We start from the raw sequence: 25745 nt of genomic DNA on the forward strand, positions 1-25745 counted from the left end.
GATCAGCGTATCTACTTCCCTGATACGAATGGGCCGCCTTCGGTCAGGTGATCAAGCGCGCCGACGGCGAAGCGTTGCCAGCCCAAGGGTGAATACTCCGGTGAGAAGCGCGCAGGTGGACGGTTCGGGTATGGCGGAGAATGTAACGAAACCGTTGGAATCCAGTGCGGCGGTAAAGCCGGTGAGGGAGATGGCGTTCAGTTGCGCGATGGTAAGTGCGGTGACGGATGTGCCGAACTTCAGGGAATCGGTGCCGATGTCGAAATTGAGCAACGTGAGTGTGCCGTTCCAAGCGATGCCGTTGCTGGCGGAGAAGACTAGGGAAGAGCCCAGGCCGGAGCCGAAGTCGAGCGTGGAGGAGGCGTTGAGCGTGAGCGTGTTGAGGGTCTCGTTAAAACCGCCGGTGGCGAAGGTGCCGCCGCCAAGGACGAGGCCACTGGTGTCGGCGACGCGGTCGGAGGCACCGAGGGCGAGCGTGCCGGCGTTGACCGTGGTGGCACCGGAGTAGGTGTTGTTACCGGAGAGCGTCTGCGTGCCGGAGCCGATCTTGGTGAAGCCGCCGGAGCCGGAGATCGCGCCGGAGTAGGTGGTCGAAGTGTTGTTGCCTCCCGTAGTGAGGATAGCCGAGCCGAGCGTGACGGATCCGCCGGAGCCTGCAAGGGAACCGATCGTGTTGTTTAAACTGTTTAGGTCCAAGACTGCCGACGAAAGCGATCCGATCGTCACCGCCGAGTTTACACCGAAGGCGCTGGTCGAACCTGCCTGAAGCTTGCCGGTGGTGACGTTAGTGGCACCGGTGTAGGTGTTCGCACCTGAAAGTTTGATGGTCCGGGTGTTGCCTCCGCCGTTGGTGGAAACGCCGCCCGCTCCTGAAATCACACCTGCAACGGTTGCGGTGCCCGTGCCGGTCTTGTTGAGAACAATACTACCGCCGCTGTTCACCAAAATATTGCGATTCGCATTCAGAGTGAAGTCAGCTGTGAACTGGATGGCGGCAGAGGACGATGTCACCGTGATATTAGTCGTCGGGGAGCCCGGAGCCGCACCGAGATTGGTGTCCGCATCAATTGAGATACCGCCGCCTGCCAGCGCACTCCCTCCCGAGGTTGAAGATAAGGTCCAGTTGCCGGTGTAACTGGTGTTGGACCCGCTCAACGTTAAGTAGTTTTTACCGGTTCCAGTCGAACTGCCCGTGACGGTGATGTTGCCCGCTCCGCTAAAGCCACCACTGAGCGTGAGTCCCTGCGTGGTGCCTGACGCCGCCGCCGTTCCCAGAGCGACCGTCGTGTCGCTCGTAAAGACGACGGGAGCGGAGATAACATTTACTACGGCCTGAGTGGAATTGGTCAGCGTCGCGTTCCCCGAGGCGACTTGGAATGTCAGGCTACCCGATGTGCCCGTGGCGATTTCAACGGGGCTGTCCGGTGAAGCTCCGGTGTCGTTAATCGTGAGTGAACCAATGGTGATGGGCGTATTGAGATTGATGATCTGAGCTCCGGCGAAATCGGCGGAGATGTTGGCGGTGCCACCGACGGAGTTGGGGAACGAGCCGCCGCCCCAGTTGCCGGCGGCGTCCCAGTCGTAGGTGGCCGCGGCGGTTGGAGTCCAGGTTTCGCCGCGGACCGCGGACGCAATCAGGATCAGGCTGGCGGCGAGCAGAAGCGGGCGGGAGGATTTGTGTCCGAGACTGGGAACGAAGGCAGGCGATTTCATAAGCGTGTTTTGGAGAAGCTACAATGCATGCGGAGTGAGGGGCGGAGTCCGTCGGGGTTGATGTAGATTGATCGAAGCGAGGCGACCCGGGCAACCGACTCAAAACTTTATCAGTTAGATTGATTACGGCGTGGTGCGGATTCAGGGTTCCGCGGAGGAGCTATTTCTGTCGCACATGGAACCGATCAAACGTCCCCGCCTGAAAGACATCGCCGCCCGTGTCGGTGTTTCGACGATGCTCGTATCGATCGCCCTGCGCGGCATGCCCGGTGTGGCGGAAGCGACGCGGCGGAAAATAAAAGCCTGCGCCAAACAGCTCGGCTATCATCCCGATCCGGCGTTGTCGGCGCTGGCCGATTATCGGCGCCGCAGCCGGCCGGTGGCTTCGTTTGCGCAAATCGCATTCGTGACCGATTTCCCTAAAGAACAAGGGCTGGGGTCCGCATACACGTATGATTTTTTAAGCGGTGCGCAAAAACGCGGTTTGGAGTTCGGCTACGAAGTAACGCCGTTCTGGCTGCGTGAAGGCGGACTCACGCACCGGCAGGCCAGCAGTGTGCTTTTTAACCGCGGCATCAAGGGGCTGGTGATCGCGCCTCTTCCCGTGGAGAGCGGGCAATTGGACCTGACGTGGAAATGCTTTTGTGCAGTCGCGATCGGTAATTCACTGACCAGCCCGCTGCTGGATTATGCCGCGTTTGACCATCACAAGGCGATGCAGGCCGTCTTGGAGCGTCTGCACGAGAGAGGTTATCAGCGCATTGGGCTTTTCCTGATTTATCGCAGCAGTGAGCGGCTGCGATATGCGCCTCTTGATGCATACATGGGCGAGCAACACCGGCGGCCGCCTGAATTCCCGCTGCCACCGCTGCTGACAGACGGGATGGACTCCGGGGAATTTTGGCATTGGTTCGATAGCTACAAACCGGATGTCATCATCACCGATGCCTATGCGGGCATTATCGATCTTCTAAAACAGCGCGGTTTGAGGGCGCCTGCAGATGTCGGCGTTGCCTGTTTCAGCCGCTTTATAAAAGAAAACATCGAAATCTCGTCCGTGACTCAGGACTTGGAAGCCATCGGGGCGGCGGCAATCGACCGGTTGCACACCAATCTGCTGCGCAGCGCCTATGGCGTGCCCGAGCATTCCTATGGAACGCTGCTGCACGGGCACTGGGCGGAGGGCACGACGTTGAAGAAACGAGCCGGCCGCACGCAGAAACTCACTGCTTGATTTTGTAGAGGCCGACCCAGCCGGACCAGAGCTCGTTGGTCTCGGGATTGAAGCGGAGGACCTGAGGTTTCGAGTAGGGGATGTCGCCGGTGATATCCTGCCATGTGACGCCGGCATCGCTCGTTTTGTAGATGCCACCGATGGCGGAGGCGTTCCAGGTGGTCTGTGAAATCCAGACGGTCTTGGCATCGCGCGGATCCGTTTCGATGCCGACGACGGAGCGACCGGCGGGCAATTCGCCGACTTGGCTCCAGGTGGTGCCGTGATCGGTGCTGCGCCAGAGCTGGCTGCCGCCGCAATAGATCACGCCTTCTTTGGTCACGTGAATATTCCAGACGTAGGATTCTTTATCGAAGACGCGCTCCCAGGTTTTGCCGCCGTCCTGCGTGCGATGAACTCCGCCGTTGGCGGCGCAGGCGCCCCAGAAGATGCGTTTGGAATCGGTGGGATCGACGGCGAGGCCGTAATACATGCGGCGGCTTGAAGGCTGGTTCGGAAGTTGTTTCCACGTAGCGCCGCCATCCTCTGATTTGAAAATGCCGCCGCCGGATTTGCCTTCGGTGGCGTCGCCGTCAAGGCCGAGGTAAACGATGCGGGGATCGTTCGGATCCACGGCGAGGGCGCGCGGGTGGCCCTGGCCCCACATGGTGTTTGCGGTGGGAATGTAGTCGGGCAGGCCGGAGATGGTATCGGTAAAAGTCTTGCCGCCGTCGGCGCTGAACACGACGCGGCGCAGGGGCGTATTCCACGGCGAGGCGGCGCTCACGATCTGGTCAACGCCGTCGATGGTGTTGACGGCGATGCGCCAGTAATGGCCGCTGGTGTCGGGGAGATATTTGAGCGGCCAGAGCTGGCGCCAAGTCTTGCCGTTGTCCTCGGACACGAGCGTGCCTTCATCCATGGCGGTCGTGTAGGCGCGGCCCTTGCTGAAGCGGATGTCGGTGATGCAGGAGATGTCCGCGCCGCGTTCGCGTTCGTGCCAGGTGGTGCCGCCGTCGCCGCTCCACGCGGCGCGCCAGTCGGAGCTGATGAAGAGTTCTTTGGGGTTCGTCGGGTTGAACGTGATATTCATCGGGTGAACGATGTTGGTCGTCGGTTCCTCGCCGTTGTAGTGGCGCGTGGGATTGCCGGTGAGATCGGCGTTCAGCGTCATCGATTGCTTCCAGGATTTTCCGCCGTCGTTGGAGACGAGGACGGTCGAGCCAATGGCATACACATCGAGGGTGTTGGCCGGGCTGACGGCGATCTCACGGAACGTGGCATTGGCAGGCACCCCTTCGGTGAGACGCGTCCAGGTTTTACCGGTGTCGGTAGATTTCCAGATGCCATCTTTGTAGAACGAACCGAACATCACGCTCGAGTCGGTCTCGGCGAACATGGCGCTGGAGGCTTTTTTCGGGGTGTCGAGTTCGCGCCAGGTGCGGCCGGCGTCTTCGCTCAGCACGAGGCCGGAGTCGTCGGTGGCGGCGACGACGAGCGCGGGATTTTTTGCGGAGACGGCGACGGCGTGAAACGGCGCAGGCGCGGCGGTGCCTGGGGATTTTTTCTCGAAGACGACGGACCAGGTTTCACCGGTGTCGGTGGATTTGTAGATTTTTCCGCCGGGCGTGGCGGCGTAGAGGATGTTGCCATCGGTGGGATCGACGGCGATGGAGCGGACACTGTGGTTGCGCTCGCCGGTGATGCGCAGTTCGGCGCGGCGGGTTGAGGGGAGGAGTTTCCACGTGGCGGCGCCGTCGGTGCTCTTGTGCAGGCCATCCTCGGTGGCGACGTAAACGGTTTCGGGATTCTTGCGATCAACGGCGAGGGAATAGGCGGCGTAGTTGGTGAGGCCGTTGTTGACGATTTTCCACGTGAGGCCGTGGTCGGTGGTTTTGGCGACGCCGCCGACATCGAGGCCGATGTAGATCGTGCCGGATTTGGTCGGATGATAGGCGGTGGCCCAGAACCAGCCGCCGCCGCCCCAGCCGGTGTGTTCCCATTGAGGAGCGGGTGCGCTGGTCGCCGACTGGGCGGCGAACGAGGCAGGCAGAGCTGTGGCGAGGAGGGCGAGAGATACGGAGATGAAACGAGAGGTATTCATGGGGGGCTGGGGTTGCGGGCCAAGGCGGCGATGCCAGAAAGGGTTTCTCATCACGAGCGATCAGCGCCGTCGCCAGAAGTTCAAAACGCCCCTCGCGAGAGATTGTTTAGAGCAATGTTCAAACAAAGGGATGCCGGTGTTTTCAGACGAATGGTTTTATGCGCGACTTCTCTTCAGAAGTGGCCGTTGGGATCTCATTCGGTTCCGTTTCCAGCAGCACGAGTTCGTTGGAGCCGGAGCGCAGAACGGAGACGGGCACGTAGAGGCTGAGCTGCGGGCCGATGCTCCAATAACGTCCGAGACAAAAGCCGTTGATCCAAGCGACGCCGTGGCCACCGGCGATATGCAGCCAAGTATCCGACGGGGCGGAGGTGTTTATTTGGAGCGTGCCTCGGTGGAACGTGGGTGTGCAGGAACCGATGGCGTTTTTGTTGGCGGGGCTCCACGGGAGTGCGTCGGGCAGTTGCGTGAGATCGAGCGGGTAAATTTCCCAGTCGGTCAGCCACTGCCACTGCAGGCGGACGCCGCCGGTGATTCCTTTGCGATCATGGATAGCGCCGTAGTTCACGCGGCCAAGATTCTCGACGAGGATGTCGATGGGCGAGCCTTGCGAGGGAATCGCGATGCTGATTCCGGGATGCGGCTGGTCGCGATCAAGCACGCCTACGAATACGCCGTCTTGATAAACATGGGCACGGTCGCGCACCTCCTCGATGTGGAGGCGCGCCGCCGGACGCGGACCCGAGACGTGAGTGCGATAAAGGGTGAAGCCGTGGTTCTGGCCCAAGGCTTCCTGGCCGATGGGGTCGTGCGAGCGGACGGCGGGGAGCGTGGCGGCGTGAGTGAACAGCGGCGCGGTTTCGGTGAGGGCGACGTTGCCGTAGGCGTGCGCGGGGGCGGTCGGCGGAACGAGTTCGATTCTGGCTCCGTGCTTTGCGAGTATTTTTCTAAACGCGTGGTATTTCGCGGTGGGTTCGCCGCGCTCGTCGAGGGGCGCGTCGTAGTCGTAGCTGGTGACGGTGGGGAAGTAGCGTTCGTCCTGATTGGCGCCGGCCATAAACCCGAAATTGGTTCCGCCGTGAAACATGTAGAAATTGACCGAGCCTCCGGCGGAAAGGATTTCGTCGAGTGTGGCGGCGGCGTCTTCCGCGGTGCGCGTGTGGTGGGCTTTGCCCCAGTGGTCGAACCAGCCGCACCAAAACTCCATACACATGAGCGGGCCGGCCGGCTGGTATTCCGTCAGCTTGGCAAAGGCTTGGTTGGCGCGTGAGCCGAAGTTCACCGTCTTGAAAATGTTCGGAAGTGTCCCGCCTTGCAGCATGGAGTCCTCGGGGCCGTCGGAGGTGAACAGCAGTTCTTTGACGCCGCGCTCGATGAGCGCCGTTTCGATCCATTCCAAGTAGGGGCGACTGTTACCGTAGCTGCCGTATTCGTTTTCAATCTGCACGGCGACGATGGGGCCGCCGTTGTGCGCGAGCAGGGGGCGCACTTCGTCGATGACGCGGTCGAGATAACGCGCGACCGCTTCAAGATAACCGGCGTGCGTGGTGCGCAGCTTCATGGTCGGATCGGTCAGCAGCCACGCGGGGAATCCGCCCAGATCCCACTCGGCGCAAATGTAGGGGCCGGGGCGCAGGATCACATCGAGGCCGAGTGAGCCTGCGAGGCGAACGAAGCGCGCGAGGTCGAGCATGCCGGTGAAGTCGAAGCGACCTGGTTGCGGTTCGTGGGCATTCCACGCGACGTAGGTCTCGATGGTGTTGAGTCCGCAGGCGCGATACTTGAGAAGCCGGTCTTCCCAGGCGGAAGCAGGAACACGGAAGTAGTGCAGCGCACCGGAAAGAATCCGGTGGCGCGCACCGTTGCGGAGAAAGCAATCGGGGCCGAGGGCGAGGGTAACAGAGGCGGGAGTGGTCATTTTTGAAAAGGGAGGAAAGCCGAAGTCAGGCGGGCGGGAATGCGGGGAACGGAAAGGGCGCCACCGCCGCTGCGCAACGATTCGGTCGCGCGACAGCCGGCGGCGACGCTTTCGCGGGCGGCCAGCGGAGACGTCGCGGTTTCGCCGCCGTCGCGGGCAAAGCGGATAAACTCCGCGATGATGCGCGGATCGGCGCCGCCGTGTCCGCCCGCCGCTTTCGGAACGCGGTGGGTGCGGCTTCCGACGGCATCGTAGCCGGGTCGACGCTGATTCCAGACGCGGATGACGGTGCCCGGCTCGCCGTTGCCAAAGTTTTCCAGACGGCCCTCCGTGCCTATGACTGTGTAGCTCCGCCAGTAGTCGGGCGTGTAATGGCACTGCGAATACGTCGCCTGCACGCCGTTATCCAAGAGCATCTGCATGGAGCTGAGATCCTCGACGTCGATGCGGTGGTTCAGGCCGCGGGATTGAGAGGGAGGCCAGACGTCGAGATTCTGGTTGTGCGTCACGGGACGCGGACGTTTGGACGCCGGCAGGCGGTCCTGGATATCGCCGTAGAGAGTGAGCGCACCCATTCCGCTGACGCGCCGAGTGTAGCCGCCGCAGAGCCAGTGGATGACATCGATGTCGTGCGCGGCTTTTTGCAGCAGGAGGCCGTTGGAGTAACGGCGTTCGGCGTGCCAGTCGTGGAAATAGAAATCGCCGCCGTGCCCCACGAAATGGCGCACCCAACAGGCCTTCACCTCGCCGATGGCGCCGCTGTCGATGATTTCCTTCATCTTCCGGACAAAGGGCATGTGTCGCATGTTGTGTCCGAGATAGAGGTGAGCCTTGGATCGGGCCGCCGCGGCCAAAATGCGGTCACATCCGGCGATGGTCAGGGCCATCGGTTTTTCCAAGTAAACAGCGAGGCCGCGTTTCAGCGCTGCGACGGCCTGTTCTTCGTGGAGGAAATCCGGCGTGGCGATGATCACCGCGTCGAGATTGCGTTCGAGCAGATGACGATAATCCGCAGTGGTGAAAATATCGGGGCCGAAGTCGGCGCGGTTGCGCGCCAGCGTCGCGGGATTGATGTCGCAGACGGCGACGACGCGGGCGCCTTGGCGGGAGCGATGCGCGATCGCGGCGAGAATTCCTCCGCGTCCGCCGGAGCCGATAACACCGATCTTCAACTTGGGGGTTTCCATGAGTAGAGTCGCAGCTTAAACCAATCGATAAAGATAGGCCATGGCTCAAATAACGAAAAAAATAGCAAAATCGATTGAGGCTGTCGCTGCCCTGGTTCCGCTCGCCCGGGGTCTTGGGCGGCCGGAGGACTTCTATCGCGGACGGAAACACGAAGGGTGGGGCCTGCCGGATAATATCCTGCTGTTTCATGAACGGGGGGCGCGGGCGATGCGCAGCAAGGATGGCGCACGGCATTTTCACCACAGAAACGTATTGGTTTTTCCGTTACAGGGTGACGGACGGATCGTGGTCAACGGACGCACATTCGCCCTTGGGCCTGGTCGGTGCGCGTTGATCCGTGCGTATCAATTCCATCATTTCACCGGGTTTTCTTCGGGCGAGGTGGACTGGCTGATCATCACGTTTGAGGGCGAGAGCGCCCATGGGGAGGGAACGGTCTTCAGGTCGGAGTCGGACCGCTTTTGGGCGGATTTGGACTGTTTACTCGAAGAGTTTCGAGGCGGCGCGAATACGGACAGAGGTGGTTTCCGGCTGGCATGCAGGCTGGCCTTGCTGCTGGAGGAGCTGTCTGCGGCGGCGCCCGTTCGGGCGGAAAATCGCGGCAAGGCCGGTGGAGGCGAAGACCTGCTGCTAAAGGTTCACGCCCTAATCTCCGCCGACATGGGGCGGATGATTTCCATCGATAAAATGGCGCGGCACCTGGGGATTTCCGCGAGTCACCTGCGCGCGCGGTTCCGGAAAGGAACGGGGAAAAGTCTGGGCGAATTTCAGCGAGAAGTGCGCCTGCAAAAAGCGGCGGAGTTACTCGCGCAAACCGATGCAACGGTCGCTGAAGTGGGCGAGGCCTGTGGATGGGAGTCGCCGTTCACCTTCAGCCGGGCGTTCCGCCGTTATTGGGGACGGCCGCCGAAGCGGTTTTCGATGTTTGCGCGCGGGCGTTAACACGCTCGCGCATACGGAAGGTTGTTTACTGGGCCGGCCAGATGCTAATGGGCGGGCCGTTGGGTAGGGCGTCGAACGTGAGCTTGCCGTTGACGGCGGTAGCAGTGACCGGGGTGGCACCGCCTTGCGAGATGTTGCACGTGCGCCAGTTGGCGGGGACCTCGGTGACGAGGGTGAGCGGCAGGTCGTAGAGCTTCGGATCGGCGGAGGACTTGAGCTCAAGCTGGATGCCGTTGGCGAGGACCTTGAGGGTCTTCACGGTCGCGGTCTCGCGCTCGGTTTTGTATTGGTGGCAGGAGATGTGGTCGGTGACCCAGAGTTCGCGCTTGTCCTGCTTGTCTTTCAAGTAGTCGAGAAGCGGGAAGAAAATGGACTGCTTGAGCGGCCACATGTCCTGATAACCCCAGTTGGGGGTTATACGTTCGACGCCGTGAACGACCAGGTATTCGACGTCTTTTTTGGCGATGCCCTTCTCGGCCAGCGCGGTCATTTCTTCAAGAGTCTTCTGGTGATAAACGGCTCCGTGTCCGTCAAAAGTCGGACGGCTGATGAGATTATGTTTCTCCAGTAACGCCTTCAACTGCGGGCCGGTGATGTTCCACTTGCCGGGGCCTACTCCGGGCATGCCAAACGAGATGAGGCGGTTCTCTTTTCCGGGCTGAAGCTTGTGGATGGCGTGCGTGCATCCGCCGATTTCGTATTCGGCATTGGCCATATCTTTGACCCCCTGGTGAGTCATGGTGTGGTTGGCGAAAACCATTTTTGATTTCGCGACTTTGTCCCATGAACCGGCTTGGGTTTTGAACTCACCTTTATCAGGGCAGATATAAAAAGTCGCGATTAGATCGCGCTTTTCGAGTTCGGGGACGGCGACTTGAAAGTGGCTCGGCCAGCTGTCGTCGAACATCAGCATGAACACGGCAGTGCGGTCATCCTTCCAGTTGGCGACGCGGGTGTCGCCGACGGCGGCGTGCAGATGCGCGGCGAGGGAGACGAAGACGGTGAACGCGAGGAGGCGACTGAGGCGAGGGGTGGTAATCATGCGGGGGCGAACTGCCAACCTAGGGGAGGAGAGTGGCTGATCGCACTCGTGCGCAGGGGGTCTGGTGCAGTTTCTTAGGCGTTTGTTTAAATAAACAAGGCGGCGGGCCACCGATCAGGCCGATCGGATCGTTGGAGACTTTACTGACCCGTGCGCCGGCGTGTGTTCATCAGTCGAAAACTTTGACGACGTCTGGGTAGTGACCGGATCGCTCATTGTCGTCATGCGCTACGTAAGCGTAAGCGAACTATTTATATCGAGGTAAACGCAGGCGGTCCTGCTCGGCGAACTTGACCCCGGTGGCGAGGCTATCGGTGAGATATGTGAGGCGGAGGCGTGTGCTTTCTCCGAGCGGGTTACTGTGTCGCCCGGCGGCGATATTCGCCCGGGGAGAGCCCGGTTATTTGGCGGAAGCGGCGGAAGAAGTAGAACTCGGTGCGAAAGCCGAGCGAGTAAGCGATGTCCTTGATGCCTCGATCGGTGCCACACAGTTCATGGCAGGCCTGCTCGATGAGATGGCGCGAGCGAAAGGTGGTCGGCGAAACGCCGCACAGACGTTTGAATTTTTTTCGATATGCCTGCTCGCCGAGACCGAGGGCCTTGGCGGCTTCTACCAAGTTGAGCGGGACGGTGGTCGGAAGATCGATCAACCAGGCACGCGCGGTGTGGATCCACTCCATGGCGTGATCCGAGTGGGGACGGATCCACGTTGAACACATCTCGGCAATCAATGCGATCAGCCGGCCCGTGTCTGCGAGCGCGGGCTCGAGGCCTTTTTTTGCGAGTGGCAGCACGCTTTCATGGAAACGACCCAGCCAATAATCCATCGGTGCGAGCCGCCGGATCGGCTCGGCGGGATCCAGCAGGTCGGTGCCGGTCCAGGCGCTGAAGGCGGGGCCTGAAAACTCGATGTTGATCTCGTTCCAGCGGGTTCCGGGGAGCGGACAATAAACGTGACCGACATCGGGAAACAGGCAGAGCAGGTCGCCTGCGCGGATGGGCTGGTCGGTTTTGCCGCGTTCATCTGAAAAGAGTCCTTCGCCCTCCAGCAGATAAACCAACGAGAAGACTTTCAGCCGGCGGAAGGTTTTTTCGCGGTTCTGGTTGATCATGCCCCAGCTGCGATGGATCTGCGCGCTCCGCGTCATGCCGCCCGTCGGGAGGGCGTGGAACGATTCCATGATCAGCCAGTAATCACGGGTCTCGCCCGGTATAATACCGGATTGGACAGTGTATTTACCGCCATGTGTATCGCTAAGGGCTTTTAGCGACGGCCGTTTTTCTGAGAGTTTGGGGCGTGGCTTCACGAGCAGAGTGAACATTCACCCAAGTAAATATCCCCCATGTCGCAAGCCAATCCGAGCGTATTGATCGCCAAACCGAGTATCGAAGTCGTGCCCGGTCAGATTATTTATCACCGTAAAACAAATACCGGAGAGTATATAGGCTCTCCGAGTATCGCGATCCTGCCCGATGGTGCCTACGTGGCTTCGCACGATGTGTTCGGACCGGGCACGACGGAGCACTCATCGGGGGTTTCGTTTGTTTATCGCAGCGAGGATTGCGGAGTGACGTGGCGGAATGTGGCACGGATCGAGCCGGCGTTTTGGTCTAATCTGTTTGTGCACACCGGTGCGCTTTATCTGTTCGGGACGACGCATCATCACGGCCTCGTGGTCATCCGGCGCAGCGACGACGGAGGGTTCACGTGGACGCAGCCGAAGGACGAGTGCTCGGGGTTGCTTACCGCGAAGGGACATTTTCACACCGGGCCAATGCCGATGCTTATGCATCGCGAAAGAATCTGGCGCGCGGTGGAAAATGCCGGAGACGGCGGTGCGTGGGGCGAGCGTTATTTGCCGATGCTGATGTCGTCTCCGGTCGATGCGGATCTGTTGTGCAGCGAGAGCTGGACCTGCACGCGGCCGATGGCGCATTCGACAACGTGGTTGGGCGGGGCGTTTGTCGGCATGTTGGAAGGCAACGCGGTGCTCACTCCGGCGGGTGCGGTTGGCAACTTGTTGCGCGTGGCTTGCCCGGACGGGGAGAAGGCGGCTCTGGCGGTGTTGTCGGCGGACGGTGCGGAGCTGAAATTTTCTCCCGACAGCGGCTTTGTCGATTTGCCGGGAGGGGCGGCGAAATTCACGGTGCGATACGATGCGGAGAGCGGACGTTACTGGACGTTGTCCAACTGGGTGCCCCCGCGTTACGAGGGCAGCGGCAACGCGTCGCTGGTGCGCAACACTCTCGCGCTGCTCTGCTCGGCGAATCTGCGCGATTGGGAATTGCGTGCCGTGGTGTTGCATCACCCGGATGCGAAACGACACGGCTTCCAATACGTGGACTGGCTCGCTGACGGCGACGACCTCGTGGCTGTGTCGCGCACCGGTCATGACGATGCCTGGGGCGGCGCGCTCAAGGCGCATGACGCGAACTATCTCACTTTTCACCGGGTATCCCGATTCCGGACCCTCACGCCGGGGGACTCGTCGGTATCCGTGGACGAACTTAAAACACCCGCCTTATGAACTTTGCCGCCTCTTCCGTTCAGTATCGTGGAATCATTCCGCCGATGGCGACGCCGTTGCGCGCGCGTGACGAGCTCGACGTGCCCGGGCTGGAGCGGTTGATCGAGCACATGCTGGCGGGAGGCGTGCATGGGCTTTTTGTGCTCGGCACGACGGGGGAAGCTCCGGGGCTGAGCTACCGGTTGCGACGCGAGTTGATCGAGCGCACCTGCCGGCAGGTGGCCGGCCGCGTTCCGGTGTTGGTCGGCGTGACGGACACGTCGATGGTGGAAGCACTGGGGCTGGCGCGGGTGTCACAGGAAAACGGAGTGAACGCGTTGGTGGTGGCTCCACCGTATTATTTTCCGAACAGCCAGCCCGAACTCACCGAATACATCCAGCACCTCGCGGCGGAACTGCCACTGCCGTTCTTTCTCTACAATATGCCGTCGCACACGAAGACCGTGTTCGACTTGGAGACGGTGCGTCGTGCGATGGCGCTGCCCAACGTGATCGGCATGAAAGACAGCTCGGCGAACATGGTTTATTATCACCAACTGGTGCGCCTGCTGCCCGAGCGTCGTGATTGGACGCTGCTGATGGGACCCGAGGAGCTGCTCGCGGAGTCGGTGTTGTTGGGCGGCCATGGCGGCGTGTGTGGCGGAGCCAATCTATGTCCGCAGCTTTATGTCGAGCTTTACGAGGCGGCGGTGGCGCGGGATTTGGCGCGCGTGGCCGAACTCCATGCGAGGGTCATGCACATTTCCTCCACGCTTTATCGAGTGGGCCGGCATGGTTCGGCGTTCATCAAAGGCCTGAAGTGCGCGCTGAGCGAGTCGGGTATCTGCGACGATTTTATGACCGAGCCTTTTCACCGATTCCGCGAGCCGGAACGGGCGCAGGTGCGCGAACGACTCGCCGAGCTTGGATTGCTGCGCGAGGCCGTCCGCGCGTGAACCTTTTTTCGATTTAACCCCAACCCCAACATGAAAAATCCCATGAACAACCCCACCGCTCAACCCAACGGACGGCGCTTTCTTATGCCGCTCCTGATGATTTCCCTGTCCGGCGCAGGTGTCGCGATAGCCCAGACCTTCAACTGGACGCCGACCGCCGGAGGGACATACGCGTGGAACGACGTTGCGAGCAACTGGACCAGCGGCTTCCCGAACGGGACAGACGTCATCGCCGATTTTTCGACGGATATCGCCGCGAACCAGACGGTCTCATTGAACGAGGCGATCACGGTTGGCGCGCTTACGCTGAATGACACGGGGGCAAGCGGTGACAGCAATTTCACGATCCAGACGGGCACGGCCGGCAGTCTGAATTTCCAGGTTTCCACCGGTAACGCGACAGTGACGAACGGCAGCGGTGCCAACGTGATCTCCGCGCCTGTTACGCTGACGAGCAACACTGCGTTTAATATCTCCACGGGCACCACACTCACGCTCTCGGGTGCGGTGGGCGGTGCGGGCACACTCACGCAGTCCACGGGCACCGGCACGCTGGTGCTTTCAGGGGCCAACAACTACACGGGCGCGACGACGGTGAATGCGGGCGTGTTAAAAATCTCCAATGCAGCCTCTCTGGGCGGAACCGCGGCGGGCACCAGCGTGCTCGGCGGCACTGCGGGCGGCGGGTTGCAAATCGAGGGGGGCATCACGGTCGCCGACGAGACGCTTACGATCTCCTCGGGTGCCAGTGGTTCGGCCAATGCCCTGCGCAGCTTGAGCGGAGACAATAGCTGGACCGGCACGATCACGATTCAGCACAACAATAATAACATCATCACGGTCGATGCGGGCACGCTGACCCTGGGCGACATCGTCACGGTTACGGGATCCGGCCGCATCGCGGCCTTTCAGGGCGCGGGCAACACGGTGGTGCAAGGCGTGATCAGTGGACCTGGTTCCGTGTCGCGCAGCAGCGGATCGGGTGGTGTCACTACTCTGGAAGGACTCAACACCTACACGGGAAGCACCTCGGTGACGCAGGGAACGCTGAGCATCAAGACGCTGGCCAACAGTGGATCCGCGAGCGGCATCGGCGCATCGGGCACGATCAATTTGCAGGGGGGAACCTTGCGCTACACGGGCACGGGGCATTCGACGGACCGCTTGTTCACGCTGGCTGGCGGCACCAACACGGTATCCAAAATCGAAGCCAACGGCAGCGGTGCGATGACGTGGGCCAACACGGGCGCGATTCTTCACGGTGTCGTGGACCGCAATTTCACGCTCAAACTGGGCGGCACCAGCACGGAGGCGAACACGCTGGCGTCCGCGATCACCGACAACGGGACCGGCATCGTGAGTCTCACCAAGGAAGACGCGGGTCGCTGGGTGATCTCGGGAGCCAACACGTTTGACGGCGCGACCACCGTGACCGGCGGCACATTGGCGCTGGGGGCGAACAACGCGTTGTCCGCAACGAGTGCGATCACGTTGTCGGCCGGCACGATCGACCTGCAGACCTTCAGCAGCTCGGCGGCCTCGCTGGGGTTCGCCGGTGGGGCGAATCTGAAGTTCAGTCTCGGCACGCCGGAGAACTCGACGGCGTTGCTGGCGTTGACCGGAAATCTGACGAAGAGCGGCAGCGGACTCTACACGCTGGATTTTTCGGGAACGGGGCAGGCGGGCACTTATAACCTGATTAGTTACGCGGGAACCTCGTTCGCGTCCACGAGCGACTTCACGATTGCCAACCTGGGGACCGGACTCGACGCCGTGCTCTCGCTGGGCTCCGGCAACCTGAGCCTGACGTTGACCACGAGTGGGATTCCCGAGCCATCGTCGTTCGCGTTGATCGCGGGTGTTCTGATGTTGGGAGTGGCGACAATCGGCTCGCGCCGTCGCGGTTGATATCATGACGGATCCAATCTGTCTGGGCATTGATGTCGGCACCGGCAGTGCACGCGCGGGTCTCTTCACTCCGCGTGGGCGGATGTTGGCATCGGCGAGTCACCCGATTCGTATGTGGAAACCGGAGCCGGATTTCGTCGAACAGTCTTCCGACGATATCTGGCGGGCATGCTGCCTGGCGGTGCGCGAGGCGTTGGAGAAAAGCGGAGTGGCGCCGGAGCAGGTGTGCGGAGTGGGCTTCGACGCGACCTGTTCCCTAGTGGTGCTTGATGACAAGAGCCGTCCCGTGACGGTCAGTCCGACGGGGAAAGCCGCGCAAAATGTCATTGTATGGATGGATCATCGCGCAAAGGGGCAGGCCTCGCGGATCAATCGAACGCGACACGCGGTGCTCAAGTATGTCGGCGGCGCAATCTCTCCGGAGATGCAGACGCCGAAGCTGCTTTGGTTGAAGGAAACCATGCCGGAAACCTGGAGACGTGCGGCGGCATTTTTTGATCTGCCGGATTTTCTCACGTATCGGGCCACCGGTGACGACACGCGTTCGTTGTGTTCCACGGTCTGCAAGTGGACCTATCTCGGTCAGCGCGGCGGCGAGGGGCAGGGGTGGGATGCGGGCTATTTTCGTGAGATCGGGCTCGGCGATCTTGCCGGCGAAGGATTCCGCCGCATCGGCACCCGTATTCGCCCGATGGGCGAGCCGGCAGGCTGTGGATTGACCGAGCAATCGGCGCGGGAACTCGGGCTCGTCGCCGGGACACCGGTGGGCGTGTCGGTGATCGACGCCCATGCAGGAGGGCTCGGCATGCTTGGCGCATCGCTAAAAGGGAAAACTGATCTCCGCGGACGTCTCGCGCTGATTGGCGGAACCTCGTCATGCCACATGGCCGTGGCGAAGCAGCCGCGCTTCATCCGTGGAATTTGGGGACCTTATTTTTCCGCGATGATTCCCGGTCTCTGGCTTGCGGAGGGCGGACAGTCGGCCACGGGCGCGTTGGTGGATCACGTGATTTTTTCGCATCCCGCTTCCGCGGACATGATGAAGCTCGCGAAGCGCAACAAGCGGACGATTTACGAGGAGCTGAACGTGCGGCTCGAAGCAATGGTCGGGGCTGAGCGGGTATTATTTCCGGCCGCGTTGACGAGAGACCTGCACGTGCAGCCTGATTTTCACGGCAATCGTTCCCCGCGCGCGGATGCTTCGCTGCGGGGGGTGATTGCGGGATTTTCTTTGTCGAAGGATGCTGACGATCTTGCCCGGCTTTATCTGGCGACCATCCAGGCGGTGGCTTACGGCACCCGACACATCATCGAAGAGATGAACAAGGCGGGGCACGGCATCCGCTCGATTTTTATCTGCGGCGGCGGAGCGAAAAACCCCGTCTTTTTGCGTGAACATGCCGACATCACCGGTTGCGAGCTGATCCTCCCGGCGGAGCCCGAGGCGGTGCTGTTGGGTGCGGCGGTGCTGGGCGCGGTGGCCTCGGGGGAATGGCCCTCGGTTGAGAAGGCGATTGCCATGATGAATGTAGCGGGGCGTCGTATCCGGCCGAAAGGCGGAAAAACGGGAGCGTATCACGATTTGAAATACAAAGTGTTTCACCGCATGCACGCGGACTTCAAGGCCTGCCGGCGTTTGATGGCGCCGGCGGCCGGAGGTTAATTGGTTTCCACGACGATTCGGAGACCGAAGCCACTGGTGGCGAGGAACGGGATGACGCTGCAGCCGGTTGGCGCTCCGGGTGCCGAGCGGGACGTGATGCTGGAAACCGTCTTTTGTTTGCGACTGTTGGACTCGTTGAAGGCGGCGCCTACGCGGAGTGCTCGGTCGGCCGCGTGCGTGGAAACGGAGAGCTGGCCTGTGAGAAGAGCGGGTGTTTCTGAACAGAATCCGCAGGCATTTTTTATCAGGGCGTGACGGGCCAAATGCTGATGGGCGGGCCGTGTGGTGCCGCGTCGAAGATGAGTTTTCCGTTGGCGGCGGTGGCGCGGGACTGCGTGGCGCGTTGGGAAATATTGCACTCGCGCCACGCGGCCGGAACTTCGACGACGAGCGTGAGCGGTAGATCGTAAAGCGCGGGGTTGGCGGTGCACTTGAGGTCGAGCTGGATGGCGTTGCCGATGACTTTGAGCGTGTTGACGGTCGCGGCGTCGCGCTGGGTTTCGTATTGGTGCTGCGTGATGTGATCGGTGACCCACAACTCGCGGCTGTCCTGCTTGGCCTTCAAATAATCGAGGAGCGGGAAAAAGACGTCCTGCTTGAGCGCCCAAAAATCCTGATAGTTGACGCCGATGCGCTCGACTCCGTGAAGGATGAGGTGGCTCTTGTCGCGCGCGGTGATGGCCTTCTCGGCCAGCGCGGTCATTTCCTCAAGCGTCTTCCAATGATAGACCGCGCCGTGGCCTTTGAACGGGGGGCGGTCGATGAGGTTGAACTCCTTGAGCAGGGACTGGAATTGGTCGGGAGTGATGTTCCAGTGTTTCACGCCGCCGGGCTGGGCGAAGGAGAGGAGGCGGCCGGGCTTGCCGCCGGCCTGCAGTTCTTCGCGGATGATGCGGGCGCACTCGCCGAATTCCCAGCGGGCGTTTTCGAGATCGGTGACGCCCTGGTGAGTCATGGTGTGCACGCCGTAAACCACGCCGCCGCCTTTCTCGGCCTCGGCCCACTTGGCGGCGTAGACTTTGTATTCACCCTTGTCGGGCACCATGTAGAATGTCGCGGTGAGCCCGCGTTTTTGGAGCTCGGGGATGGCGACCTCAACCTGTCCGGGCCAGCCGTCGTCGAGCATGAGCAGGAACGATGCGGTGCGGTCGTCTTTCCACTTGGCGACACGGGCGTCGCCGACGGCGGCACGGGCGCACAATGCGAGGACTACGAACGAAAGGGCGAGGGCGAGTGGGGTGATGCGGAGCATGGGTATGGAAAAAATGATAAGCCGCGCCGGCCGAGGTTGCAGGTTAACAGACGGCGGGGCGCGGATTCTGAGGATTTATTTAAACAGACGCGGGTCTCACGGCGTGTAGCGGAAGACGCCGCGGCCGCCGGTGCCGAGGTAAACTTCGCCGAAGCTTTCGCGGTCGCCGGCGAGGGCGGTGGCGACGTTGGTGGTGGGCGTGCCGTAGTAGGTCCACGTCGGCGCGGTGGTCGTGCAGGCGTTGTCGCTGCGGTAAACGCCGCGCACCGAGCCGATGCGGCCGTTGATGAAGACGGTGTAGCCGGTCGGCGTGGCGGCCTTGCCGAACGAGATGCACGTGGCCGCGGCGACGCCGGTGAGCTTGGTCCACGTGGTTGAGCCGGCGCGTCGGACGTAGGCGCCGCCATCGTAGGCGAACCAGAGATCGCTCGCGGTGGCGGAGGACGACGGCGGCGGCGCGGCCACGAGTTGGTAGATGGTGGTGTAAACGCCGGAGCCGAAGTTGGGCTCTACGGTCCACGTCGCGCCGTCGGTGCTGGAGAGCAGACTGACGGAGCCGCCGGACGAACCGTAGGTGACATAGAACGTGCCGGTGACGCGGTCCACGGTGAGGTTTTTCACGGAGGCGAGCGGTGTCCAACGATCGAGGATGCGCGACGTGACCAGGGCGTTGGCGGTGGTGCGGCAGGCGGTCCAGGTGATGCCGCGGTCTTTACTATAGTAGAGCGGCATGGTGGTGCCGGCGGTGTTGTATTGGGGTTCCCATACAAGCAGCGACGGATTGACGGGGGAGATGGCGATGCGTCCGCCGAAGGCGCGGGTGGTGCCGTTGGTCGCATAGACGGCGGGGCGGACGGACGTGAACCAGTTGGGATCGTAGTCGTAGTTGTCGATGATGCCGCCGGAGGGATTGTGGTCGGAGGCGTAGGTGGGCGGGCGGTTGGCGAACGTGAGCGTGGTCTCGCCCCACGTGGTGTTGGCGGCGGGATAGACGCCGACGATGGCCTGCGCGGCGGTGGTCTGGGCGTTGGAGCGGTAGAGCCGCAGCGTGGCCTGGGTGACGGAGGAGACGCCGGTGAGGTCGAACTTGAGGTAGGACCACTTGGTGTTCACGACCTGGCCCCAGGCGTAGGAAACCTTGAGGGACGGATCGGCGCCGTAGTTGGTGATGTTTTTCACGGGAGTGCCGGAAGGCGTGCCGTCCACGAAGGCGTCGGCGGTCGCGGGGAGCGTGACGCCGTCGATCACCAGTTCGGGCGGGTTGGTCGAGGCCTCGCGGGAGTGGTAGGAAAGCGCGGCGGTGTTGGACGGCGTATTGTTGGAAATGAGCACGAGGGTGACGACCTTGCCGGCGTTTTGGGCGAGGTAGGCGGAGAGGTCCCACGTGTCCCAGCCGGCGGGAGCGCCGGGGGCGAGGACGGCGCGGGCGGCCTGGCCGAAGACGAGCCAGGTGACGCCGTTGTCGTGGGAGACGGCGCCGCCGCCGCTGAAGCCGTCGGAGTTGACCCAGGTGCGCGCCCAGTGGGAGGGGTTGCCCTCGGAGAAATCGAGCGACGGGGTGTTGCCGGGGAGAGGATTGTTGAAGCGCACGTCGGGGCGCTGGTTGACGTTGGTGTAGTAGAAGCCGTTGTTGTCGGCGACGCCGGTCATGAGCTCGGCGTCCCCGGCGGCGGGCGTGGTGGCGAGGTCCATGACGACGACCTCTTCCTGGCCCTTTTGGAGCGGATACCAATCGGACGGAGACGCGGTGATGTCGCGCGTGCGCATGACGCCCTGGGCGCCGGCGATCCAGACGTGGTCCGCATTGGCGGGACCGATGAGCAGGGCGTCGGTGGCGGCGAACACGTTGCCATCGGTGCGCGTGGTCGGGCCGTTGGCGTCGTAGTCGGTGGCGAACCGCGTGGCGTTGACGAGCGACCAGGACGAGCCGCTGTTGGTGGTGCGCCAGACCTCGTTGCCGTTTTTGTAGTCGGAGACCATGGCGACGCCGGCGACGAGCGGATCGACGGCGACGGCGACGAGGGCCTGCGCGCCGGAGATGACGGTGGCGGTCATGGCGGTGGCGGTGCGGGAAACCGAGTAGGCGGAGTTGCCGTAGCCGGTGACGAAGAGCGTGCCGTCCACGGGCGAGACGTGGGCGCGCGCGGGGTTGACCGGACCGCCGGAGAGGAGTGTCCAGGTCGATCCGCTGTTGGCGCTGCGATAGACGCCGGAACCGTGGACGCCGGCATAGACGAGGGTGGAGGAACCGTTTTTGTCACAGGCGACGAACGTGACGCCGTTGCCGGCGGAGCCGTTGGGAAGGCCGGTGAGATGCGACCATGTCCACGAGCCACCGCTCTTTACGCCCTTGATGAGGCCGACGGGGCCGGCGGCGGGAGTGTTGGTGCCGTAATAGAGGGTGTTGGAATCATTGGGATCGACGACGAGACGCTCGCCGAAAAGTTTGCCCTCCTTGTTGCTGCTGCAGCGGACGGTCGGGTGGATGGTGGTCCAGACGGGCGAAGCGGCGGAGGCGTCGTCGGTGACGTAGATGCCGGACGGCGTGACGGTGGAGTAGAGACCCGCGGCGACGTAAACGCGGTCGGGGTTGGCGGGGTCGATGGCGAGCGCGTTGATACCCTGGAGATTGCTGCCGTCGGCGGCGGAAGGATCGATGATTTTATCGGTGATGCAGAGCCATCCCTTGTAGGCCTCGCTCCAGCGGAAAGCACCGCCGACATCGGTGCGGCAGTAAACGACCTCGGAGAACGGCCCCGTCTTGAGTCCGACGACACCGAGCACGGCACCGCCGCCGCCGAGGGGAACGGTTTTCCAGCCGGAGACGACCTCGGCGGTGTAGGTGATCTTCGGAATGGCGGAGCCGCCGGCTTCGCGCATGGCGAGTAGGTAGTAGCCGCCGGGAGGAGGCAGGGTGTCGGGGTTGACGCGCAGGTAGACGTGGGCGTTGGCGGCACCGTCGTCGCGGGCGGCGGCGAGTTCGCCGTTGAGGTAGTCGATCAAGCCCGCACCCGAGGATGATGCGATGGCGTTGGGCGCGATGGAAGGAGTGAGGAAGTTGTCGTGAACGAGGACGCTGGCAGTATCGAGCGGGCCTTGATAGAAATCCGATGGGAGCACGGCGGGCATCGCGGTGTAACCAAGGCCGTAGAGATCTCCGTTGAAGGCGGTGGGGTTGTTGGCGCCGGTCTTGAGATCGAAGGCGGCGGCGGTGAATTGGAGATCGGGATCGGAGAGGACGGAGGACGGTATTTGGAAAACGTAAACGGCGCCCAGTTGTGTGCCGCCCCAGTAGCGGCCGACGTTGAGGTAGGCGCTGGTCTGACCGGAGACGCCGTTGACGCCGCTGAGCTGGGTGACCTGCGCGTCATCGGTGAGACCGTTGATGACGCCGGTGACGGCGCGGGCGTAAAAAAAGGAACCGAGCAGTGCACACCCCAGGAAGAGTGCGGAGAAACGCGCCAAGTGCGCGGACGGGCTAAAGCCGAGGGGCAGGGACGGGGTTTTCATTTTCGAGGGGGCGGGTTGTTTCCGACGAAAAGTCGGACGGGGTGAACGCGCGGGGAACGACACAACACTGGCAAACCCGAGTCCGATCCGAAGCCCGTTGATATGCATGCGGCGGTAAATGAATTGTCCGATGTGGTATGCATGCGGACATGACGGAGTGCGTCTTCAAACTCACGCCGCAGAAAACGCGTCCGACCGAGGAATCAATGCTCGGCGACTTCGCAGGTGAGGGCGGCGCCGGCGAGGGACCGGGATCGCGAGGCGCAGAAAAGCGAAACACAGGCGAGGTATCATAAGGGGGTAAGTCGAGAGCGTGCCGTATGGTCATGAACTTGGGCAAAAAAAAGCCCGGGGCTTCCAGAAGGAAGCGCCCGGGCCTGGGGCGGACATGGAGCCGATCAGTTTTTCCCGTGGAACACGCCGCGGCCGCCGGTGCCGATGAAGACGCGACCGTAATTTTGGCGGTCGCCGGCGAGTGACTCGATGCTGACCACCGAAGGGACATCCACCAGACGAGTCCAGGTGGAGCCGTAGTCATCGGATCGATACACGCCCTGCACGCCGCTCAAACAACCGTTGAAGAACACGGTGTATCCGCTGCCGCTGGCGGCTTTGCCAAAGGCGACTTGGCGCACGGCCGAGATGCCGGTCATTTTTGTCCAGGAAACGGCGCCGTTGGTGGATTTCCAGAGACCGCCCGCGGTGGTGCCGTTGACGCCGTCGTCACAGAACCAGACCTCGTTCGCCGCAGGTGCGGCCACGATCTGGGTGCGATAGGTGTTGTAGGTCCCTGCCGAGATGGTGCCGGCGGCCGCCCAAGTCGCGCCCTGGTCGGTGCTGCGATAGATCGTGTGGCTACCACCGCCCGAGCTGAGCTGGCTCATGTAGAACTGGCCGTTCACACGATCCGCGGTGACCTGCTGGATCAGGTAGGAGGGGTTCGATTTGCCCGCGAGACGGTTGATGTTGGCGGGAAGTCCGGTGCAAGGCATCCAGGTAACACCATCATCGTTGCTGTAGTGCGGCACGGTGGATGTGCCGAAACCCATCCAGACCATGCGATCGGGATTGGTCGACGAGACTGCCACACGTCCACCATTCAAGCTGACACCGGCGCCGGTCAGATAACGCGGATCGTCGATCGGGCGGCCGCTGCTGCTGGCATAGGGCTTGGGGCGGTTGTTCCAATTTACCTCGCTGGCCGGCAGGTTGTCGGTGCCGCCGTCGCCTTCCACCCACGAAGTGCTGGCGCAGGCGTATACCGTGACGGTGTAGTCGAACCCGGCAGCGGCCGTGACCCGGTGCAATTGCAACGAAGCCGAGGAGATCGCGCCCGCAGCGGTAAGATCAAACTTCAGGAATACCTGACGATCATAAGTGGTGACGCCGGAGTAGGTGTGGGAAACGCCCAGCGTCGCGGCATTGCCATAGTTGGTCGTGGCGGCGCTACCGTAAACATACGTGTCGGACGTGGCGGTCACCGTGGTGGTGCCATTGAAGACCAGCTTGGGCCTGAGCGAAGGGTCTGCCGCCTCACGGGAGTCGAACAACAACGGCGTGCTCGAATAGTTGGTTGTCCGGGTCGTGGCCAGCATGAGGGTCACGGTGCTCACGCCCTTGGCTTTTTGGGCCGCAAGGTAGGTGGTGAGATCCCAGGTTTCCCATGCACCCGTTCCGCTGCTGATCGTGCGCCGGTCGATGCCACCAAAATACAACCAGGAGGCACCGGCATCTTTCGAGTAGGCGCCGCTGCCGCCGGCGCTGGTGCCATACCAGCCGAGGGCCCACACGGAGTGATTGGCCTCGCTGAAATCCAGACTCGTGGTGTTGCCACCGCCGAAGCCGTTGCCACCGGTTCCGTAAGGACGGACGGTAAGGTCGTTGTAACGAAAACCGCCGACATCCGCGACGCCAGTCAACAGCAGGGGGCCGGTCGGAGCATTCTTAACCGTTTCGACGACGGTTTCCTCCTGACCCTTTTGCAGCATATACCAGATGGCCTCGTTGCCGGTCGTGGTGCCGCCGATCAACTGGGCGTTTTGCGTGCGGGCGACACCGAAGAAGTCACCGGCCCAGAGTTCGTTGGGGTTGGTGGGATTGACCAGGAGCGAAGATGTTTTCCCGAACCAGTAACCGGTGAGGGTGGGCGTGCCGTCGGGTTCCTGGCGCGTGATGGCGCCGTTGTTGTTGAGGGAGGTGGAGCTTTGCACGGCCCAAGTCGGCGTGGCGGCGGCGGCGGTGGCTGTGCGCCAGACGCGACCGGTGCCCGCGCTGGCCTCGGCAACATAGATGATGTTTCCGGTGGTGTCGCTTTGCGCGATGCCGAGCCCGCGATAATCGACTCCGGCTGCCGGCGTGATGTCCTCCAGCGAGCCACCGCGCACGAGTCGGGCGATGCTCCCGAAGCCGGTGGCGTAAAGGGTGCCATTGGCGGCCACCTGACCGCGCGCCGGCCTGGCGAAGGTTGCGCCGGGGACTTTGGACCACGTCACGCCATCCGTCGATTTGTAGATGCCGCCCGTGGTGCCGGCGGAATCAAACACGCCCGCATACACGATGGTGGAGCTGCCGTTCTTGTCGCAGGCGACAAACGTCACGCCGCCATTGGCATCTCCAAAGGGAACCGAGGTGCTGGCAACCTGCATCCAAGTCCAGGTGCCGCCGCTCTTGGTGCCCTTATACAAACCGGCAAATGAAGAACCGAACCACACGATCGACGGATTGTTCGGGTCGACCGCGAGTCGCTCGCCATAAGAACGGAACCCGCCGTTGCCATCCATGGAGATGGTGTTGTTGATGATCGTCCATGTGGCGCCTTTGTCCGTGGACGCATAGATGCCGCGCAGACTGCCGGTGCCGCCGGTGGCGACGTAGAGGTTATTGGAGTTGCTGGGATCAAGCGCGATCGCGGTCGTGCCTGTCAGCGCGCTGGCCGCCGGAGTGGAGGTCGGCACGATGACATCGGTGATCGAATCCCAGTTGCCGCCGGCCGCGTTCCACTTGAACGCTCCGCCCACATCCGTGCGGCAATAGACGTCCGCACCGGTCGGATCCGAGATGAGTCCGGTCACATAGCCGCCGCCGCCGAGCGGAACTGATACCCACGATGGCGGAATGTCGGCGGTGCCGTAAGTGAGCGAAGGCCAGTAAAAGGAACCGCCGGAATACTCGCGGCTGTAAAGATTGTAGCGCGTGTAGTTGTTCAGTCCGGCGACATCGGGACTGACACGGAAAAACACATACTGACCGGCGCGGGCGCCCTTGTCGTAGGCGGCGTTGAGGAAGTCGGTAAGGTCGGCGGCGTTGGACACCCGGGCGCCGCTGGTTGCTGACGGGGTGACGAGGTTGTCCTGAAGGCGGACGGCTCCCGCATCCAAGGCGCCGGAGTAGTAGTCGCCCGACTGGACGGCGGAGGATGCGGAGACGCCGAGGGCGTAGAGATCACCGTTGAAAGACGGCGTGCCGCTTGGGGCGGCGAAATAAAGTCGCAGGCTGGCCGCGTCGAATTCCTTGCCGGCGGGAAGCGTGGGTAGTTGGAAAACAACTACGGCGTTTTGTGCGGTGGTGCCGGAGTAGCCGGCCTGCATCGGCGTGCCGTCACTGAGAGTGCCGGCGCTGTTCACCTGGCGGTCGGCGGTGAGCCCGTAGATGGTCGACGTCTGCGCGTAGGCCGCGGAAACGGCGAGCAGGGTGCCCGCAAACAAGGTGGTGGCGATGCGTTGGAAACGGGCGGAGCGGCCCGGACTGCACGGAGGGGTTGGGGGTGTTTTCATGGGGTGAAGAAAGCGGGGGGGCGTTTTCGCCGGGGCGGGCGAACGGGGATACGCAT

15 protein-coding genes are annotated in these 25745 nt (G+C 62.3%); 6 read left to right on the top strand and 9 right to left on the bottom strand.

All coding sequences use genetic code 11. From position 1 onward, the window contains the following. Positions 1 to 51: 51 nt before the first annotated feature. On the bottom strand, positions 52 to 1713 hold the full coding sequence (locus tag FPL22_RS14600; protein WP_144353723.1) for a beta strand repeat-containing protein: 1662 nt from the start codon (positions 1711 to 1713) through the stop codon (positions 52 to 54). Positions 1714 to 1888: 175 nt separating this feature from the next. On the opposite strand from FPL22_RS14600, the gene FPL22_RS14605 reads away from it, so the two are divergent. Beyond that, positions 1889 to 2947, top strand: a complete 1059-nt coding sequence (locus tag FPL22_RS14605) for a LacI family DNA-binding transcriptional regulator (RefSeq protein ID WP_144353724.1) — start codon at positions 1889 to 1891, stop codon at positions 2945 to 2947. Here FPL22_RS14605 and FPL22_RS14610 read toward each other — a convergent pair. The 3 genes from FPL22_RS14610 to FPL22_RS14620 form a co-directional block, all read right to left on the bottom strand. Beyond that, positions 2937 to 5030 (bottom strand): WD40/YVTN/BNR-like repeat-containing protein, encoded by a 2094-nt coding sequence (locus FPL22_RS14610; protein WP_144353725.1) that lies wholly within the window; start codon positions 5028 to 5030, stop codon positions 2937 to 2939. The genes FPL22_RS14605 and FPL22_RS14610 overlap by 11 nt on opposite strands. Positions 5031 to 5172: 142 nt before the next feature. Then, positions 5173 to 6948 (bottom strand): glycoside hydrolase family 35 protein, encoded by a 1776-nt coding sequence (locus FPL22_RS14615; RefSeq protein WP_144353726.1) that lies wholly within the window; start codon positions 6946 to 6948, stop codon positions 5173 to 5175. Next, on the bottom strand, positions 6945 to 8135 hold the full coding sequence (locus tag FPL22_RS14620) for a Gfo/Idh/MocA family protein (protein ID WP_144353727.1): 1191 nt from the start codon (positions 8133 to 8135) through the stop codon (positions 6945 to 6947). Before FPL22_RS14620 ends, FPL22_RS14615 begins: the two co-directional genes overlap by 4 nt. A 40-nt stretch (positions 8136 to 8175) precedes the next feature. Here FPL22_RS14620 and FPL22_RS14625 point away from each other — a divergent pair, with 40 nt between their 5' ends. Beyond that, positions 8176 to 9078, top strand: a complete 903-nt coding sequence (locus tag FPL22_RS14625) for a helix-turn-helix transcriptional regulator (protein ID WP_144353728.1) — start codon at positions 8176 to 8178, stop codon at positions 9076 to 9078. 25 nt (positions 9079 to 9103) lie between these two features. Here the strand turns inward: FPL22_RS14625 and FPL22_RS14630 are convergent, their stop codons facing one another. Both FPL22_RS14630 and FPL22_RS14635 read right to left on the bottom strand, forming a co-directional pair. Then, positions 9104 to 10120 carry a polysaccharide deacetylase family protein gene (locus FPL22_RS14630; protein WP_144353729.1) on the bottom strand — a complete coding sequence of 339 codons (1017 nt, stop codon included), beginning with the start codon at positions 10118 to 10120 and terminating at the stop codon, positions 9104 to 9106. Positions 10121 to 10476: 356 nt separating this feature from the next. Continuing rightward, entirely contained in the window at positions 10477 to 11301 is an 825-nt protein-coding gene (locus FPL22_RS14635; RefSeq protein WP_238991428.1) for a helix-turn-helix domain-containing protein, read from the bottom strand. Between the two features lie 162 nt (positions 11302 to 11463). Here FPL22_RS14635 and FPL22_RS14640 point away from each other — a divergent pair, with 162 nt between their 5' ends. Genes FPL22_RS14640 through FPL22_RS14655 form a run of 4 tightly spaced genes read left to right on the top strand, consistent with a single transcriptional unit; the run spans position 11464 to position 17154 of the window. After that, positions 11464 to 12648, top strand: coding sequence for a sialidase family protein (locus tag FPL22_RS14640; protein ID WP_144353731.1), 1185 nt, complete (start codon positions 11464 to 11466; stop codon positions 12646 to 12648). After that, on the top strand, positions 12645 to 13583 hold the full coding sequence (locus FPL22_RS14645; RefSeq protein ID WP_144353732.1) for a dihydrodipicolinate synthase family protein: 939 nt from the start codon (positions 12645 to 12647) through the stop codon (positions 13581 to 13583). The genes FPL22_RS14640 and FPL22_RS14645 overlap by 4 nt, the downstream gene beginning before the upstream one ends. A 30-nt stretch (positions 13584 to 13613) precedes the next feature. After that, a complete protein-coding gene (locus FPL22_RS14650; RefSeq protein ID WP_144353733.1) occupies positions 13614 to 15491 on the top strand; it encodes a beta strand repeat-containing protein in 1878 nt (625 codons plus the stop codon). Between the two features lie 4 nt (positions 15492 to 15495). Beyond that, positions 15496 to 17154, top strand: coding sequence for an FGGY-family carbohydrate kinase (locus FPL22_RS14655; RefSeq protein ID WP_144353734.1), 1659 nt, complete (start codon positions 15496 to 15498; stop codon positions 17152 to 17154). 244 nt (positions 17155 to 17398) lie between these two features. On the opposite strand, the gene FPL22_RS14660 is transcribed toward FPL22_RS14655, so the two are convergent. The 3 genes from FPL22_RS14660 to FPL22_RS14670 form a co-directional block, all read right to left on the bottom strand. Further along, positions 17399 to 18406 (bottom strand): polysaccharide deacetylase family protein, encoded by a 1008-nt coding sequence (locus FPL22_RS14660; RefSeq protein WP_144353735.1) that lies wholly within the window; start codon positions 18404 to 18406, stop codon positions 17399 to 17401. A gap of 96 nt (positions 18407 to 18502) precedes the next feature. After that, positions 18503 to 21916: a CBM96 family carbohydrate-binding protein gene (locus tag FPL22_RS14665; RefSeq protein ID WP_144353736.1), complete on the bottom strand. Its 3414-nt coding sequence runs from the start codon at positions 21914 to 21916 to the stop codon at positions 18503 to 18505. Between the two features lie 398 nt (positions 21917 to 22314). Then, a complete protein-coding gene (locus FPL22_RS14670) occupies positions 22315 to 25689 on the bottom strand; it encodes a CBM96 family carbohydrate-binding protein (RefSeq protein WP_162525322.1) in 3375 nt (1124 codons plus the stop codon). Positions 25690 to 25745: the final 56 nt, after the last annotated feature.

Origin of the sequence: Rariglobus hedericola, assembly GCF_007559335.1 — a bacterium.
GTDB lineage: Bacteria > Verrucomicrobiota > Verrucomicrobiia > Opitutales > Opitutaceae > Rariglobus > Rariglobus hedericola.

What these genes read in the sequence shown, in the direction of transcription:
- FPL22_RS14620 (WP_144353727.1), bottom strand. Translation starts at nt 8,135, where the DNA reads ATGGAAACCCCCAAGTTGAAGATCGGTGTTATCGGCTCCGGCGGACGC.
- FPL22_RS14635 (WP_238991428.1), bottom strand. Translation starts at nt 11,301, where the DNA reads ATGGAATCGTTCCACGCCCTCCCGACGGGCGGCATGACGCGGAGCGCG.
- FPL22_RS14660 (WP_144353735.1), bottom strand. Translation starts at nt 18,406, where the DNA reads ATGCTCCGCATCACCCCACTCGCCCTCGCCCTTTCGTTCGTAGTCCTC.
- FPL22_RS14640 (WP_144353731.1), top strand. Translation starts at nt 11,464, where the DNA reads ATGTCGCAAGCCAATCCGAGCGTATTGATCGCCAAACCGAGTATCGAA.
- FPL22_RS14605 (WP_144353724.1), top strand. Translation starts at nt 1,889, where the DNA reads ATGGAACCGATCAAACGTCCCCGCCTGAAAGACATCGCCGCCCGTGTC.
- FPL22_RS14655 (WP_144353734.1), top strand. Translation starts at nt 15,496, where the DNA reads ATGACGGATCCAATCTGTCTGGGCATTGATGTCGGCACCGGCAGTGCA.
- FPL22_RS14630 (WP_144353729.1), bottom strand. Translation starts at nt 10,120, where the DNA reads ATGATTACCACCCCTCGCCTCAGTCGCCTCCTCGCGTTCACCGTCTTC.
- FPL22_RS14610 (WP_144353725.1), bottom strand. Translation starts at nt 5,030, where the DNA reads ATGAATACCTCTCGTTTCATCTCCGTATCTCTCGCCCTCCTCGCCACA.
- FPL22_RS14670 (WP_162525322.1), bottom strand. Translation starts at nt 25,689, where the DNA reads ATGAAAACACCCCCAACCCCTCCGTGCAGTCCGGGCCGCTCCGCCCGT.
- FPL22_RS14625 (WP_144353728.1), top strand. Translation starts at nt 8,176, where the DNA reads ATGGCTCAAATAACGAAAAAAATAGCAAAATCGATTGAGGCTGTCGCT.
- FPL22_RS14645 (WP_144353732.1), top strand. Translation starts at nt 12,645, where the DNA reads ATGAACTTTGCCGCCTCTTCCGTTCAGTATCGTGGAATCATTCCGCCG.
- FPL22_RS14615 (WP_144353726.1), bottom strand. Translation starts at nt 6,948, where the DNA reads ATGACCACTCCCGCCTCTGTTACCCTCGCCCTCGGCCCCGATTGCTTT.
- FPL22_RS14650 (WP_144353733.1), top strand. Translation starts at nt 13,614, where the DNA reads ATGAAAAATCCCATGAACAACCCCACCGCTCAACCCAACGGACGGCGC.
- FPL22_RS14665 (WP_144353736.1), bottom strand. Translation starts at nt 21,916, where the DNA reads ATGAAAACCCCGTCCCTGCCCCTCGGCTTTAGCCCGTCCGCGCACTTG.
- FPL22_RS14600 (WP_144353723.1), bottom strand. Translation starts at nt 1,713, where the DNA reads ATGAAATCGCCTGCCTTCGTTCCCAGTCTCGGACACAAATCCTCCCGC.